Source organism: Kitasatospora sp. NPDC043949, from assembly GCF_056435365.1.
Map to the genome: position 1 here is coordinate 253,950 of NZ_JBWKEQ010000002.1, position 13,910 is coordinate 267,859.

Annotated in this window: 13 protein-coding genes; 7 read left to right on the plus strand and 6 right to left on the minus strand. The window is 73.3% G+C overall.

Annotated elements, in window-relative coordinates:
• Nucleotides 1-170: 170 nt before the first annotated feature.
• A complete protein-coding gene (locus AC07AL_RS03290) occupies nucleotides 171-617 on the minus strand; it encodes a YjbQ family protein (RefSeq protein ID WP_350875241.1) in 447 nt (148 codons plus the stop codon).
• A 241-nt stretch (nucleotides 618-858) separates the two neighbouring features.
• On the minus strand, nucleotides 859-1,125 hold the full coding sequence (locus tag AC07AL_RS03295) for a hypothetical protein (RefSeq protein WP_063349971.1): 267 nt from the start codon (nucleotides 1,123-1,125) through the stop codon (nucleotides 859-861).
• Nucleotides 1,126-1,924: 799 nt separating this feature from the next.
• Here AC07AL_RS03295 and AC07AL_RS03300 point away from each other — a divergent pair.
• Nucleotides 1,925-4,135 carry a bifunctional glycosyltransferase/CDP-glycerol:glycerophosphate glycerophosphotransferase gene (locus AC07AL_RS03300; protein WP_400804961.1) on the plus strand — a complete coding sequence of 737 codons (2,211 nt, stop codon included), beginning with the start codon at nucleotides 1,925-1,927 and terminating at the stop codon, nucleotides 4,133-4,135.
• A gap of 88 nt (nucleotides 4,136-4,223) precedes the next feature.
• Here the strand turns inward: AC07AL_RS03300 and AC07AL_RS03305 are convergent, their stop codons facing one another.
• Nucleotides 4,224-4,436, minus strand: coding sequence for an EF-hand domain-containing protein (locus tag AC07AL_RS03305; RefSeq protein WP_363579329.1), 213 nt, complete (start codon nucleotides 4,434-4,436; stop codon nucleotides 4,224-4,226).
• Between the two features lie 174 nt (nucleotides 4,437-4,610).
• Here AC07AL_RS03305 and AC07AL_RS03310 point away from each other — a divergent pair, with 174 nt between their 5' ends.
• Nucleotides 4,611-5,279: a lysophospholipid acyltransferase family protein gene (locus tag AC07AL_RS03310; RefSeq protein WP_363579331.1), complete on the plus strand. Its 669-nt coding sequence runs from the start codon at nucleotides 4,611-4,613 to the stop codon at nucleotides 5,277-5,279.
• Nucleotides 5,280-5,371: 92 nt separating this feature from the next.
• Here AC07AL_RS03310 and AC07AL_RS03315 read toward each other — a convergent pair whose 3' ends face one another.
• Nucleotides 5,372-7,213: an ABC transporter ATP-binding protein gene (locus AC07AL_RS03315; RefSeq protein ID WP_478316637.1), complete on the minus strand. Its 1,842-nt coding sequence runs from the start codon at nucleotides 7,211-7,213 to the stop codon at nucleotides 5,372-5,374.
• 169 nt (nucleotides 7,214-7,382) lie between these two features.
• A complete protein-coding gene (locus tag AC07AL_RS03320) occupies nucleotides 7,383-8,156 on the minus strand; it encodes an SDR family NAD(P)-dependent oxidoreductase (RefSeq protein WP_363579335.1) in 774 nt (257 codons plus the stop codon).
• 155 nt (nucleotides 8,157-8,311) lie between these two features.
• Between AC07AL_RS03320 and AC07AL_RS03325 the strand changes: the two genes are divergently transcribed.
• The 4 genes from AC07AL_RS03325 (at nucleotide 8,312) to AC07AL_RS03340 (ending at nucleotide 11,502) form a co-directional block, all read left to right on the plus strand.
• Nucleotides 8,312-8,548 (plus strand): hypothetical protein, encoded by a 237-nt coding sequence (locus AC07AL_RS03325; protein ID WP_478316639.1) that lies wholly within the window; start codon nucleotides 8,312-8,314, stop codon nucleotides 8,546-8,548.
• Between the two features lie 271 nt (nucleotides 8,549-8,819).
• Entirely contained in the window at nucleotides 8,820-9,563 is a 744-nt protein-coding gene (locus tag AC07AL_RS03330) for a hypothetical protein (protein WP_478316640.1), read from the plus strand.
• The gene (locus AC07AL_RS03335; RefSeq protein ID WP_478316642.1) at nucleotides 9,560-10,492 is read left to right on the plus strand and encodes a DUF6895 family protein; all 933 of its coding nucleotides are present in this window, start codon (nucleotides 9,560-9,562) and stop codon (nucleotides 10,490-10,492) included. Before AC07AL_RS03330 ends, AC07AL_RS03335 begins: the two co-directional genes overlap by 4 nt.
• Nucleotides 10,489-11,502, plus strand: coding sequence for a serine hydrolase domain-containing protein (locus AC07AL_RS03340; RefSeq protein ID WP_478316644.1), 1,014 nt, complete (start codon nucleotides 10,489-10,491; stop codon nucleotides 11,500-11,502). Before AC07AL_RS03335 ends, AC07AL_RS03340 begins: the two co-directional genes overlap by 4 nt.
• A gap of 64 nt (nucleotides 11,503-11,566) precedes the next feature.
• Here the strand turns inward: AC07AL_RS03340 and AC07AL_RS03345 are convergent, their stop codons facing one another.
• Nucleotides 11,567-12,163: a LysE family translocator gene (locus AC07AL_RS03345; protein ID WP_363579657.1), complete on the minus strand. Its 597-nt coding sequence runs from the start codon at nucleotides 12,161-12,163 to the stop codon at nucleotides 11,567-11,569.
• 204 nt (nucleotides 12,164-12,367) lie between these two features.
• On the opposite strand from AC07AL_RS03345, the gene AC07AL_RS03350 reads away from it, so the two are divergent.
• Complete coding sequence (locus AC07AL_RS03350; RefSeq protein ID WP_478316646.1) at nucleotides 12,368-13,807, plus strand: aminotransferase-like domain-containing protein; 1,440 nt, start codon at nucleotides 12,368-12,370, stop codon at nucleotides 13,805-13,807.
• Nucleotides 13,808-13,910 lie beyond the last annotated feature (103 nt).

Genomic DNA, 13,910 nt, shown 5'->3' on the forward strand with positions numbered 1-13,910 from the left:
GTCCCGGCGGGCTGGTCCTCTTTTTGCTATTGTTCCCCCCCCCCCCCCCCCCCCCCCCCCCCGCCCCCCCGCCCCCCCCCGGTCCCGCCGTCGAGTAGAGCGTCGAGTCAGCCGAAGGAGTGTCGGCCGAAGAATTCCTGGCCGAAGGAGTGTCGGCCGAGGGAGCCGGATCAGCCGAAGAAGGAGAGCCGCACGGTCCGGCGTGGATTGTCACCGTTGGTGTCGATCAGCACCACGGACTGCCAGATGCCGAGCGCCAGCTGGCCGCCGATCACCGGCAGGGTGGCGTGCGGGGCGACCAGGCCGGGCACCACGTGGTCCCGGCCGTGGCCGGGGCTGCCGTGCCGGTGGCGCCAGCGGTCGTCGGCGGGGAGCAGTTCGCGCAGGGTGGCGAGGAAGTCGTCGTCGCTGCCGGATCCGGTCTCCAGGACGGCGATTCCCGCGGTGGCGTGCGGGACGAAGACGTTGAGCAGGCCGTCGCGGCCGGCGGCCCGTTCGGTGAGGAACGCGGCACAGCGGTCGGTGATGTCGAGCGCGACCTCTCGGCTGCCGGTGGTGATCTCGAAGGTGGTGGTCTGGAAGAGGCCCTGGTGGGTGGAGTGGATGTTGTCCGCCATGGCGCCATCCTGACCCACCTCGGCGGGCCTCGCGCAGCACCTCGCCGACTCCGCCTGTGGGGGCGGCGAGGTGCACTAGGGTGAAAGGTTTAGACCACATCGGTCCAGCCGGGGCGGCCCCGGAGCCGGGTACGCCGAAGACCCGACGGTCCGTGTGGTCCGCCGGGTCGGGGTCCCGATCCGCATCGGGTGGCCCGGGAGGCCCCGGGCCGCGGAGCCGTGGGCCCCGAGCCGACGGGCGCTAGCCGCGCCCGCCGAAGAGGCTTCGCCGCAGCCGGCGCAGTGGCGTCAGCAGCGAGATCCGCGCGTGACGACGCTTGGCCGTCGGGGCGTCCGCGCCGCGCGGCGTCAGCTCCCTTATCAACCCGAGCGCCTCGGCGGTGTCCACCGCCGGGAGCGCGGGCGCGCCGAGCACGGCCAGGTGTCGGTCGATCCGACGGCCGGTCGTGCCGACACCGCACTGGATCGCCGGCACGCGGGGCCGAGTCCGCACTTGCATGTGTTCCATCAGTTTTCCCACCCCTACGAGGCGCCAGGGCCGTGAGGCGAAGACTATCCGCGATGGACGGCCTTCGCGCAACCGTCCTTGGTGTTGTGCCACCGTATCGTGCGGCGTCAACTGACGATGCACCAGGGGCCACCAGGCCGATCACGACTAGGCATCAATGATGGTGCACGACCGGCCATCTGTCAGCAGTACCCGGGGCACGGGCACGGCGCCCGGCCACGCGGCGCGCGCCGGGCGCACGCGACCCCGCACGCGTCCCTGCGGACGGTCCTGCCGGTGGTCCCGCGGGCGGCCCGCCGGTCCGCCCGAGAGCCATGAGGGATGCGGCGGTGGACACGACGCGGATGCCGCGGTGGATATAGGGGACAGCCGGGGCCATCGACAAAGCGACCGGTCGACACCTCCAGGCTTCATGAAGTGAACACATTCGAGGGATTGACTCCCGGCAATCCTCCAAGCAATATCTGTGAGAACACGTGCGCGCCCGCATCGCACCCGGGTGCGTGTTCGAGTGATGAAGAACTCCGGCTCCCGCGAGCCACTGCCCGGCCGCCTCGACGCTGCGGTGGCCAGGCTCGCGAGCTGCCCGGAAAGGCGGCCGGCCGTAGAGGGTCGGCCGGGCCGCCGCCAGGCTGCCGGTGCCGCCCCGTTCAGGGCCCGGCACCGGCGGTTCCGGGCTCAGGGGCGACCGTGGCCACGGCTCCACGGCAACCGGTCAGCCCGGCCGGTCACCTCGACCGATCACTCCGGCCGGACGTCCCCGCAGGTCGCACCCGGTGGATCGGTAGACTCGGCCAGCGTGCCCCTCCTCCTCAGCATCGTGCTCCCGGTCCACGGCGTGGAGCGGTTCCTGCCGCGCTGCCTCGACTCGATCCTCGGCGACACCCCCGCCACGGAGTCCCGTTTCGAGGTGATCGCGGTCGACGACCTCTCCCCCGACGGCTCCGGCGCGATCCTGGACGCCTACGCGGCCCGCGATCCCCGACTTCGGGTCCTGCACCTCACCGAGAACCAGGGCCTCGGCGGCGCCCGCACCGCCGCCTTGGCGCAGGTGCGCGGCGAGTACGTCTGGTTCGTGGACAGCGACGACTGGCTGCCCGAGCGGACGGTGGGCGCGATCCTGGACGAACTGGAGCGGGAGCAGGAGCGGCAGCGCGGGACCGGGACGCCCGCCGACGTCCTGCTCACCGGCTTCACCCACGTCTACCCGGACGGCGGGACCGAGCCGAACCCCTGGCGCCACGTGCTGGCCGACTCCCCGCTGGTCGAGGGGTGCACGCTGGCCGAGCACCCGGCGCTGTTCCAGACCGTGATGTCGGTCTGGAACAAGGTGTTCCGCCGCGCCTTCCTGGAGGGCCTCGGCGTCTCCTTCGGCCGCGGCTACTACGAGGACATCTCGGTCACCTACCCCGCGCTGCTGGCCGCCGAGCGGCTGCGCTACCTCGACCGCCCCTGCTACTTCTACCGGCGCGGCCGGGACGGCGCGATCACCGCCACCGCCTCCCCCAAGCACGCCGACGTGTTCGCCCAGTACGACGCGATCTTCGCCTTCCTGGACCGCCCGGACCGCCCCGGCCGGCCCGTCCCCGACGCGCTGCGCACCCTGGTCTTCGACCGGACCGTCCGGCAGGCGCTGAACGTCTACGACACCCCCGGGCTGGTCCCCGTCGACCGGCGCAAGGACTTCTTCCGCCAGATCGCCCGGCACTTCGCCCGGCACCGCCCGACCGGCTACCGCTACCCCGGCGGCGTGCGCGGCGTGCAGTACCGGCTGGCCGCGCGCGGCGCCCGGATCGCGTACGCGGAGCTGCGCCGCACCGGGCAGCTGCCGCGCGAACTCAAGCGCGGGGCACGGGCGGTGGCCCCGGCCGTGAAGAAGGGCGTGCGCAGCGGCGCCCGGTTCACCGCGTACAACGCCTTCCGCCGGCTGCCGCTGGACGAGCACCTGGCGGTCTACGCGGCGTACTGGCACCGGGGTTACGCGTGCAGCCCGGCGGCGATCTACGAGAAGGCCAGGGAGCTGGCGCCGCAGATCCGGGGCGTGTGGGTGGTGGAGAACCGCAAGCAGGCCGCGGCCATGCCGCCCGGCGTGCCGTACGTGATCGTCAACACCCCGGCCTACCTCAAGGCGATGGCGACCGCCAAGTACTTCGTCAACAACGTCAACTTCCCGCGCACGATGGCGAAGCGGGCGGGCACCGTGCACGTGCAGACCCAACACGGCACCCCGCTCAAGGCGATGGGCATGGACCTGCGCGAACGCCCCGAAGCCGCCGAGGGGATGGACTTCGACCGGCTCCAGGAGGCCGTCGACCGCTGGGACTTCCTGGTCTCCTCCAACCCGCACACCAGCGAGCACTTCACCCGCGCCTTCCCCGGCCGGTACGAGATGCTGGACACCGGCTACCCGCGCAACGACCGGCTGGCCAACACCACACCGGACGAAGTGCGGGCCGTGCGCGAGCGGTTCGGGCTGCGGCCGGACACCACGGCCGTGCTGTACGCCCCGACCCACCGCGGCGACCAGGGCGGCTACGTGCCGCTGCTGGACGTCCGGGAGCTGGCCCGGCGGCTGGGCCCGGACTTCACCCTGCTGGTGCGCACGCACTACTTCCACACCGGCGGCCCGGGCGACCTGGCGGCGGGCGAGGGTTCGGCCGCGATCGTCGACGTCTCGGCCCACCCGACCGTGGAGGACCTCTACCTCGCGGCGGACGCGCTGGTGACGGACTACTCGTCGATGATGTTCGACTACGCGGTGCTGGACCGGCCGGTCGTGATCTTCGCGCCGGACTGGGAGGAGTACCAGCGGGTGCGCGGCGTCTACTTCGACCTGTTCGAGCAGCCGCCGGGGGCCGTCACGGTGGACCCGGACGGGCTGGCGAAGGCGCTGCTGGCGGGCGATCCGGAGCCGGCCGCGCGGGCGCGCTTCCGGGCGCGGTTCTGCCCGTGGGACGACGGCGGGGCGGCGGAGCGGGTGGTGCGCCGGGTGTTCCCGGTGGAGTCCTGAGGCGTCGCGCGGCGCTCCCGGAGCCCTGAGGAGCCGGGTGGCACCGGGCCCGGCGCCGCCGGTACGGCGACCGGACCCGTCGGCACGCTCAGCGCTGGCGGGCGGCCAGGAACTCGTCGAAGGTCAGGAAGCCCTGGTGGTGGGTGTCCATGGCGTGGATCAGGGCCTCGGCCATCGACAGCGTCACGTCGTGGTCGCCCATCTCGTTCGCGACCAGCGCGTATTCGGCCGGAGTGATCTTGCCGTCGCCGTTCTTGTCGAAACGGTCGAACATGGCCTTGATCGCCTCGGTGGTCTCCATCGTGCCCTCCTGGTACTGCGGGGTTGTGCTCTGTTCGGACGGGCGTACCCTACCCGGCCGTGGTGCGCGCCACGGTCGCCGGGAGTGGACGGCCGCGGGGGTGGTTGTCGTAGTCTGCGGATCTGATTGCAGGCCCGGGCTCCTCCCGGGCGATCGTTCGTCCAGGGAGGGACCATGCTCGATCTCGCCACCAGGCTGGTGCTGAAACCCGTCTCACGCGGCATCTGGCGGCCGACCATCGAGGGCATCGAGAACGTGCCGCGCAAGGGCGGGGTCATCCTGGCCAGCAACCACCTGTCCTTCATCGACAGCGTGGTGATCCCGCTCACCGCCCCGCGCCGGGTCCACTTCCTCGCCAAGGCCGAGTACTTCACCGGAACGGGGCTCAAGGGCCGGCTCTCCAAGGACTTCTTCGAGGCGATCGGCGCGGTGCCGGTCGAGCGCGGCACCTACCGTTCTGCTCAGGCCTCGCTGGAGTCGGCGCTGGAGATCCTGGAGGACGGCAAGGCCTTCGGCATCTACCCCGAGGGCACCCGGTCGCTGGACGGCCGGCTCTACCGGGGCAAGACGGGCGTCGCCTGGCTGGCGCTGACCGCGGGCGTACCGGTGGTGCCGGTGGCGCTGGAGGGGCCTGAGCAGATCCTGCCGGTCGGCAAGCGGGTGCCGCGGATCAAGAAGGTGACCGTCCGGTTCGGCGAGCCGCTGCACTTCGACGAGCTGCACGGGCAGGCCCGCTCGCTGAAGGCCCGTCGACAGGTGACCGACGAGGTGATGGCGGCGATCCAGCGGCTCTCCGGCCAGGAGGTCGCGGAGAGCTACAACGAGGCGCCGAAGGCCGCGTAGGCCCCGGCCGCGCGCCGCGCCGCATCACACCCCGCCACACCTCGCTACGTCACACCCCGCCACATCACGCCTCGCCGCACCCGCTCGGGCGCTCACACGTGTCCGAGCGCGGCCGGCTCCGGTACGTCGACGGCCGGCTCTGGCGCCTCCCGGCGCAGCAGCGCCGCGTAGCGGCCGTCCAGCTCCACCAGTTCCTCATGGGTGCCGAGTTCGACCACCTCACCGTGGTCGAGGACGGCGATCTGGTCGGCGCCCCGGACGGTGGAGAGCCGGTGCGCGATGGTGATGGTGGTGCGGCCGGCGGCCAGGGTGTCCACGGCCTGCTGGACGGCCTGTTCGGTGCGGTTGTCGAGCGCGCTGGTGGCCTCGTCGAGGATCAGCACCGGCGGGTTGCGCAGGATCGTCCGGGCGAGCGCGAGGCGCTGCTTCTCGCCGCCGGAGAAGCGGTAGCCGCGCTCGCCGACCAGGGTGTCGTAGCCGTCCGGCAGGGCGGCGATGGTCTCGTGGACCTGCGCGGCCCGGGCGGCTTCGACCAGTTCGGCGTCGGTGGCCTCCGGCTTGGCGAAGCGCAGGTTCTCGGCGACCGAGGCGTGGAAGAGGTAGGTCTCCTGGGAGACCACGCCGACCGCGCGGGCCAGCGTGTCGAAGGACAGTTCGCGCACGTCCACGCCGTCGATGGTGACCCGGCCGCCGGTGACGTCGTACAGACGCGGGACGAGGTAGCTGAGCGTGGTCTTGCCGGAGCCCGTCTCACCGACCACGGCCAGCGAGCTCCCGGCCGGGACCTTGAGTTCGACCCCGGAGAGCGTCGGCCGCTCCTGCGCGGGGTCGTAGCGGAAGTCGACGTCCTCGAAGCGGACCTCGCCGCGGATGTCGGTCAGGTTCCGCGGCTTCGGCGGCTCGGCGATCTCCACCGGCAGGTCGAGGTACTCGAAGATGCGCTGGAAGAGCGCGAGCGAGGTCTGCACGTCCACGCCGGTGGAGAGCAGGCTGACGGTCGGGCGGAACAGGCCCTGCTGGAGGGTGACGAAGGCGACCAGGGTGCCGACCGAGACGATCGGCGCGCCGCCCGCCGCGGACAGCCCCGCCGCCCAGTAGATGACCGCGGGCATCGCGGCCATGACGATCTGGATGGTGTTCATCCGCCAGCGCCCGGCCATGCTGGACCGCACTTCGAGGTCGGCCAACTGGTCGGACTGCCCGGTGAACTCACGGGCGAGCGAGTCGGAACGGCCCATCGTGCGGCCGAGCAGGATGCCGCTGACCGACAGCGACTCCTGGACCGCCGAACTCATCGCGGCCAGCTGCTTCTGCCGCTCGGTGGTGATCTTCTTGCGCTCGTTGCCGACCCGCCGGCTGATCCAGACGAACAGCGGGAGCAGCAGCAGCGAGACGACGGTGAGCCGCCAGTCGAGCGCGACCATGGCGACCACGGAGGCGATCACCGCGGTGAAGTTGGAGACCAGGCTGGTCGCGGTGGACGTCACGGTGGACTGCATGCCGCCGATGTCGTTGGCGATCCGGGACTGCACCTCGCCGGTGCGGGTGCGGGTGAAGAACGCCAGCGACTGCCGTTGCAGGTGGCTGTAGACGGCGGTGCGCAGGTCGTGCATGACGCGCTGGCCGACGGTGGTGGAGATCAGCGTCTGCAGGACGTTGAAGATGCTGTTCACCACGGCCGCGAGAACCATGCCGAGCGCGAGCAGGCTGAGCAGCCCGGTGCGGCCCTGCGGGATCGCGGTGTCCAGGACCGCCTTGAGCAGGAACGGCGAGACCACCGACACCACGGCGGAGGCGGCCACCAGCAGCCCGACGACGGTGAGGCGGCCCGTGTACGGGCGGAAGAGGCCGAGGATGCGCCGCCACTGGGCCGGCGGGCGGGGCTCGCCCTGGGCGCGTTCGGGCGGGGTCCAGTTGATGGTGGTGGGTCTCAAGGGCAAACCTCCGTGGGTGGGGCGGTCGGACGGCCGCCAGCATAGCGAGAATAGCTCATAGTTAGACTAGCTAATAGTGAGGCTGGATCTATTCCCACGGCGCCGCGACCGCCCGGCCTACCGTCCGGCCGCCCCGGCCGCCCCGACCGCCCCGACCGCCCCGACCGCGTCAGTTCGTCCGGTAGCTGCGCGCCGCCTTCGAGGACAGGCCGCCCAGCCGGCCGGAGGGCAACAGGCGGGCGAGGGCCACCACCGCCTTGTAGCGCTTGCCCGGCACGGACAACGAGCGGCCCCGGGCCAGGTCGCGCATCGCCTCCGCCACCACCCGCTCGGCCGAGAGCCAGGACCAGGCCGGAATGTTGCCGGTGCCCATGCCGGCCCGCTGGTGGAACTCGGTGCGGGTGAAGCCCGGGCAGAGCGCCATCATCCGCACCCCGGTGCCACCGAGGTCGCGCAGCACGCCCTGGGTGAAACTCACCACCCACGCCTTGCTCGCCCCGTACGTGCCGCGCGGCAGGAACGCCGCCACCGAGGCGACGTTCACGACCGCGCCGCGACCGCGCTCGCGCATCCCCGGCAGGGCCGCCGTGGTCAGCCGCAGGATCGCCTCGATGTGCACCTTCAGCATGTCCAGCTCGTCCTGGAGCGGGACGGTCCCGAACGCGCCCTTGTTGCCGAAACCGGCGTTGTTGACGAGCAGGTCCACCGGGCGGGCGGAGTCGGCGAGCCGGGCCTCGACGGCCGCGATGCCCTCGTCGGTGGCGAGGTCGGCGGTCAGCACCTCCACCTCGATTCCGTGCTCGGCGTGCAGGTCGGCGCTCGCACGCTCCAGGCGCCCGGTGTCCCGGGCCACCAGGACGAGCTGGTAGCCGCTGCGGGCGAGCCGGCGGGCGAACGCGGCTCCGATGCCGGCGGTCGCGCCGGTGATCAAGGCTGTGGTCATGCCCCCGACGGTACCGACTCACCGCGGCCGCGCCCACTCCGAACGGACTATCCCTGCCGGCCATCTGCGGATGCAGGTACCGGACCGCGCCCGTACCGTTCGGACGGGGGCATCGCCCGACCGGGCGGTGACGCTCAACTGAGGAGGCACTTCTGATGCTTACTCACTGCCGGACCCACAAGGCCACGACCACGCCGACCGCCACGACCACGCCGACCGCGACGACCGCGACGACCGCGACGCGCGCCGAGACGGACACACTCGCGAGCCTGATGGTGGAGGACGAGGCCGTCGTGTCCGACGCGCCCACGTACTCGCCCGAAGCCCTCGGACTCCTGCTGCTGGCGCTGTTGCTGTCGCCGAAGCCGCCGAAGGAGAAGTCGACCCGCTAGCAGCCGGGCGACCCGATCACCGACCCGGTAGCCGGGCGGCCCGATCGCGGGGCCGGTCCACCGACGTGGACCGGCCCCCCTTCCCCGGCTCCTCGGCGGGCCTGACGAGGGCTCGTGAGCCCGAGTTCGTGAACCGTCCGCGCGAACCCGCGCTCGTGAGCCCACGCTCGTGAGTCCGTCCGCGTGAACTCGCGCCCGTGAGCCCGTCCGCGCGAACCCACGCCCGCGAGGCCGCCCGCCGGGGGCTCCCCGACCAGGAGGAACACCACCGATGCCCTTCGCCGAGACGCCACTGCGCGACGAGTACGCCGCAGCCGTCGAACGGGTGGCGCGCCGGACCCTCGACGCCGTCCGGGGCGACGGAGGCACAGCCGCGCTCGCGGACCCGGACGGCGCCGTGCCGCGCCCGACACTGGCCGCGCTGCGGGTGCTCGGCGCGGACCTCTTCGCCCCGCAACTACTCTCCGGGGCCGCGCCCGACGGGCCCACCTCCGTACTGCTGGCCGAGGCGCGGCAGGCCTTTCCGGCACCGGACTCGGCAGCGGCCTCGGCCGACGCCGCGCTGGTGATCGCATGGCAGGACTGGGCGGCCGGGCAGGTGCTCGCCCGCACGCCTTCCGGAACCGGTGCCCCGCCGCCCGTGCCGCCTCCGGGCCCGGAGGCCGTCGGCTGGCAGACCTGGTCGGTACGGATGGCCCAGCTGTCCGTCCTGGCGCTGCCCGGGCTCGACGGCCCGGTGCACGACACCGCCCGCGCGCACACCCTGGCCCTTGCCCGCGGCACCGTCCGCTCCATGCTGCGCCGCGACCTCCCCACCGCCGCCCGGCTCGCCCGCTGGCTCGCCTGGGCCGGTGCCGAGGGCCGGCCGCTGCGGCTGGAGGTCGAGCCCGTCCTGGAACGCATCCGGCTGGCCGGCAACGGCAGCGCCCGCACCGGACTCGAGCTGGCCGTCGCCCGTCGACTGCTCGACCGCTCCTCCCGTCCGCCGACCGACCGACGGAGCCGGGTCCGATGACCGACACCCACGTCCTCGCCACCGCGCAGCGGCTCGCCTCCCGCGCGCTGGCCTGGCTGCACGCCTCCCACGCCGACGGCCTCGGCCGGATCCCGGACAACACCGTGGTCGACCTCTCCGACCCCGACGACGCCTACAAGCCGCTCGGCGAGATCGCGCTGGCCGCTTCGCTGATCCTGCGCGACGGCGTCACCGGGCCCACCGAGGCCCGCACCGCACGCGAGCTGCTCAACCACGCCTGGGCGCAACTGCGCGAGGGCGACCTGCTGTACGAGCGGCAGCTGCGCCACTTCACCATGACCGACCCGCTGGAGACCTACGCCCACTTCGCCCGGGCCGGCTACCGCCACCCGGCGCTGGAGGAACTGCTCAATTCGCTCAGCCGGTTGCGGGCCGCGCACGCCGAGGAGATCCACCCCAACCGGCGCCTGGGGGTCGCCAACGCCCGACGGGTCATCGGGCTCGCCCACCAGCCGGACTGGGCCGCACTCGCCGCCGGCACCTGGCTGGGCGCCACGCCCGAGCCGTGGGCCGTCAACTGGATGACCGGCTACGACATCACCCACACCGTCTTCCACCTCACGGACTGGGGCGCCCGCCCGGACGGCCTGCCGGAGCCGATGCGCGACCACGTGCGCGACTGGCTGCCGGCCTGGCTCGACATCTGGCTGGAGATCGGCCAGTGGGACCTCGCCGCCGAACTCCTCGTGGTCGACGCGTGCATCGGTGAGCCGGCCACCGGGCGGCAGGGCTGGGACGCGCTGGCCGCCGTCCAGCACGAGGACGGCCTGCTGCCGCGCGACGCCGACCCGGTCGACGAGGACCGCGCGCAGGCGTTCCAGGACCACCAGCACACCGCCGTCGTCGCGGTGGTGGCCGGTGGCATCACGCTCGCCCGGGCGCTCGGGGCCACCACGGCGGTCGCGTGAACGGGCTGGGTCCGGCGGTCGCGGAGGTGGTGCGCGCGGCCGGGCCGTACGCCAGCGCCGTCACGGTCGCCGTCGCGCGCGGGGACGCGGAGGAGGTGCGCTGCCACGGGCGGCTCGGGCACGGGCGGACGGCCGCGTGCTCGCCGGACACCGTCTTCGAACTCGGTTCGGTCAGCAAGACCTTCACCGCGCTGCTGCTGGCACAGATGGCCGCGCGCGGAGACGTCTCCCTGGACGACACGGTGGAACGCCGCCTGCCGGACTGCTGGCGCCCGGTGACCGTCCGCTCCCCCGAGCCGATCCGGCTGCTGCACCTGGCCACCCACACCTCGGGCCTGCCCCGGCTGCCGCCCGGACTGGCCGCGCGCGCCGTACCGACCTGGTTCACCAATCCGTACGTCGCGTTCGGGGACGAGCAGTTGATGGCAGGGGTGGCCCGAACCACCGTACGGTGCAGGCCCGGCAGCCGGTACCGGTACTCCAACTACGGCGTCGCACTGCTCGGTCGGGTGCTCTCCGAGACGGGCGGGTCGCCCTATGGGGAACTGCTCGCCGAACGGGTCCTCCGACCGCTGGGCCTCGGTGCCACCACCTGTACGGCGGACCCGCCGGGGCGGGCGGTCGGGTACCGGCGCGGGCAGGAACTGCCACCCTGGCACATCCCCGGACTGCCGGGGGCCGGCGCGCTCCGGGCGAGCGGGGCCGACCTGTTGCGCTACCTGAGGGCGCATCTCGGCGGTGGCCACGGCGAGTTGGCGGCCGCGCTGCGCGAGGTCCAGCGACCGCGGCTGCGGCTGCCGCGCTCGACGGACGAGCTGTGCCTGGTGTGGAACCACCGCCGCCCGGGCGGGCGCGACCTGTACTTCCACGCCGGGGCGACCCGGGGGTTCACCGCCTTCGTCGGGTTCTCGCCCCAGGCGTCGGCCGCGGTGGCGGCCCTGGCCAACACCGGGCCGTCGCTGGACGGGCGTTTCCTACAGGCGGCGTACGAGGTGCTGCGGGCGGCTTAGGACCCTGGGGGGTGCGGCACTGCGGCGCTGCGGCATCGCGGCACTGCGGGCCGAGGCGACGGGCCTAGGCTGCCACGGCTTTGGCGCGGTCGGCGGCGATGTGGACGGCGAGGCCGCCGAGGACCGTCCCCATCGCGTAGCGCTGGATCCGCAGCCAGGCGGGACGGCGGTTGAGGAAGGACGCGATGCCTCCCGCGCTCACCGCGATCAGCCCGTTGACGGTGACCGCCACCACGATCTGGGCCAGCCCCAGCACCAGGCTCTGCACCGCGACGTGACCGCGCTCGGGCGCCACGAACTGGGGCAGCAGCGAGATGTACATGATGGCGATCTTGGGGTTGAGCAGACAGGTCAGAAAGCCCATCGCGAACAGCCGGCGCGGCGGATCCGGCGGCAGCTGCTGCGGGGCGAACACCGCCGTACCGCCCGGACGGACGGCCTTCCAGGCCAACCACAGCAGGTAGCCGGCGCCGGCCAGCTTGATCGCGGTGTAGAGGGCGGGCACCACCGAGAACACGGCAGCCACGCCCGCCGTCACCGCGGCCAGGTAGACCAGGAAGCCGGCCGCGACCCCGATCAGCGACAGCAGCCCGGCGCGGCGGCCCTGGGCGATCGACCGGGAGACCAGGTAGATCATGTTGGGCCCCGGTGTCAGCACCATCCCGAGCGCCACGGCGGCGATCCCGAGTACGGCGTGCCCGCCCACAGCGGACAGGGCGGATGCGGCGGGAGCGGTGGGGGTCAGTGCTTCCATGCGAGGAGGCTAGGCCCGGCGTCGATCTCAATGCAATGATGACTTTGCACTCGGTGCAATATCGGTGCGATGCCGTGCAATGCCGTCAACTCGTGTGGAGGGGTCCCCCCGATGGACGACTACCGCCTGATCGCCGACGAGATCGCCGGCGCCATCACCGACGGGCGGCTGCGACCGGGCCGGCAACTGCCCACCCAGCGCGCCTTCGCCCGCAGCCGGGGCATCGCCAACTCCACGGCCGGGCGCGTCTACCGGGAACTGACCCGGCGCGGACTGACCACCGGGGAGGTCGGGCGCGGCACCTTCGTCCGGGCCGGGCAGGGGGCCGGCGGCGGGGCAACCGGCGGGCAGGTGGCACTCGCCGAACCGGCCGGCGCGCCGGTGGACCTGGAACTCAACTACCCCGCCGTCCCCGAGCAGGCCGGACTGCTGGCCACCGGACTGGCGCCGCTGCTCCGGGCCGACGCGCTGGGTGCCGCGCTCGCACCGGTGGGCGCGGCCGGGACGGGCGCGGCCCGGCAGGCGTTCGCGGCACTGCTGTCGGACGAACGCCGGACGGGCGGGGATCGGATGGACGGCGACCGGTCGGGCGGTGTCCGGTCGGGCGGGGACCCTTCGGGCGGGGATCAGGAGGTCAACCCGGAGATCGCCGGGGAGGAGTTGCTGTTCGCGGGCAACGGGCGGCAGGCCATCGCCGCGACGCTGTCCGCACTGGTGCTGCCCGGCTACCGGCTGGGGGTGGAGGCGCTGACCTACCCGGTGGTCAAGGCCGTCGCCCAGCGGCTGGGCATCACACTCGTGCCACTGGCCGTCGACGAGCACGGGCTGCTGCCCGACGCCGTGGCCACCGCCCACCGGGCCGCGCCGCTGCGCGCCGTCTACGTCCAGCCGAGGCTGCAGAACCCGCTCGGCGGGAGCCTGCCGTACGAGCGGACGGCCGCCCTCGCCGAGGAACTGCGCCGCCTCGACCTGCCGGTCGTCGAGGACGCGATCTGGTCCTTCCTCCGCCCGGAGCTGACCGCCCTCGCCAGCCTCGCACCGGAACGCACCGTCCTCGTCGACAGCCTCTCCAAGCGGCTCGCGCCCGGGCTGACCACCGGGTTCGCGGTCGTCCCCGTCGCGCTGCGCGAGCGGATCGCGGGCGCACTGCGCTCGGGTGGCTGGACGCCCAGCGGGTTCGCCCTGGAGGCGGCCGTGCGCTGGATCGGGGAGGGCACCGTGGCCGAGGTCGCGGCAGCCAAGCGCGCCGACGCCGTCGCGCGTCAGCGGCTGGCGCGCGAGGTGCTGGCGGGGCAGCACGTCCGGGCCGACCCCTGCTCGTACTACCTGTGGTGGGAGCTGCCGACGGCCTGGCGGGCGGAGACGTTCGTCGCGGCGGCGGCGCGGGCGGGCATCGCCGTCACACCCGCGGCGGCGTTCGCCGCCGACCCCCGGCGTTCCCCGTCCGCCGTCCGAGTCGCCCTGGCCTCGCCGCCGCTGCCCGTGCTGACGCGAGCGCTGGAGACGCTGGCGCGGATCGCGCGGGGGACGGCGGAGGAGTGGATGGAGTGACGGGCGGCCGGGCGGCCAGACGGACCGACGGACCGACGGACAACTGACGGATAACAGATAACAGCTGTTGAAATCTGTTATCTGTTATCCGTCAGTTGAAATC